Source organism: Shewanella surugensis (assembly GCF_023284005.1).
Taxonomy (GTDB): Bacteria; Pseudomonadota; Gammaproteobacteria; order Enterobacterales; family Shewanellaceae; genus Shewanella; species Shewanella surugensis.
This window is the reverse complement of sequence record NZ_JAKIKS010000302.1, coordinates 1-1504: the sequence shown is the minus strand read 5'-3', so window position 1 is coordinate 1504 and position 1504 is coordinate 1. Positions and strand designations below refer to the sequence as shown.

Below are 1504 nucleotides of genomic sequence, written 5' to 3'. Positions count from 1 at the left end.
TTTTATTTTTGGCTTTAGATGTTGAACTAGAATTTGGTTACGTTTTGCAGTTGGGATAAATCTTGAGCTTTCACCACAATGTAAATACAAATGGATTAAAGAGTGTGCAACAAGTCCATTTAATGCGTCTGTATATGTTTCGTTCAACCCAGAATACCTTTACGACTAAAAAAGAGGCTTATTCTATCATTTTAGACGCTTAAGCTCCATTTTTGATTGAACTGCCAGAGTGGTGAAATTCACTAACTATTGGCATTCCGTTTTTTGGATTTTTTTGCTAAGATAAGTGTTCATTTCAGAGCCTATCTTGCTCTTTTTCCTCGAAATCAAAAGTCGTTATGCGTCCAATCTCTATTATGTTCAATAGGGGCTTTTTGAGGGAGGTTATCTGTTCTGTTAATTGGCTCACTTAAGTGGAATTATTAAGTTAGCCCATCTCTCATATCAATTAAGCTAAAAGACTTTTTCAATGGCTTTTAGGTTTTGTTATGGGCTTATCGCTTAGTAGACTATTGGTTATACAATCATTGTTTGATTAAAGAAAGGATCATTTTTTTGTTCGCATTCCTCTCGCCATTCGCCCAGAATGAGCATTGCTTCCTCCAGTTTTTCGCACTTTTGAACACCATGGCTTTCTGTTTCAGAAACGATGTATCCACCTTTAATACGTTGAACAGCCGCATCATGGATGGGTGATGTAAGCCGAAGCGTTTGGCCATCTTCCAGCGATTTAATCTCTTCTTTAATGACATACATTTTCAAAGTAGAATCCTCATCGTGATTCCAACTTTCCCTGTTTGCAGGTGTTTGCTCCACTTCAAAATTGGCCGCCTTATAATCCTTTTCTTGTTGAATTCCCGTTTCCGGAGGATCTTGATTCATAATGTGATAAAGAGAAGCCTTCCTAGCCAATGCACAAGCATTATATTTACTGGTTGAATTAAGTTGGTTTCCGCCATCAAGTAGACTATCTATTTCAGACCATATTTCAGCTAATTCATCTCCACCCATGGAAAGCACATAAGACCATCCATCACACCATCCACCTTCAATCCCTCTATAATTCCAAGCATAATCGGCGCGAAGCTGATCCTGCTCATTTATCGCATGTATTTGCCACAGCTTTATCATCTCATCTTGTATTTCCTCTTGAGTATGCGATGGTCTACTTACAGTAATAGGTTCTTCTTTAGCCTTTTTATTCTTTTTTTTACCCATTTGAATAACACTCATTGAGTGTAATTCAAGTGTTGCAGTCTTATTAGCCATATCTTGAAATTTCCGTTGAACAGCAACCTCTGGACGATTGTCCACAAACCCAAAACCTTGCTTCGTACTGCTTTTCTTTTGCACAGCGGAAGTAGTAATCGCTCTACTTTTATTCTCTTTCGGCTTCATCTGCAGTGCTTTAGCGCCTAGTACATCAGCCTCTTTTTCCAGTCCTGCATTATCATTGATTACCATGCCGCCGACTGTGGTAGTGGGGTTGACTCGGCCTTGGGCT

Annotated in this window: 1 pseudogene; it reads right to left on the bottom strand. The window is 39.0% G+C overall.

Features of this window, described 5'->3' with window-relative positions:
- Window positions 1–516: 516 nt before the first annotated feature.
- Window positions 517–1504 (bottom strand): annotated as a pseudogene (locus L2764_RS27140) (hypothetical protein); the annotation flags it as partial.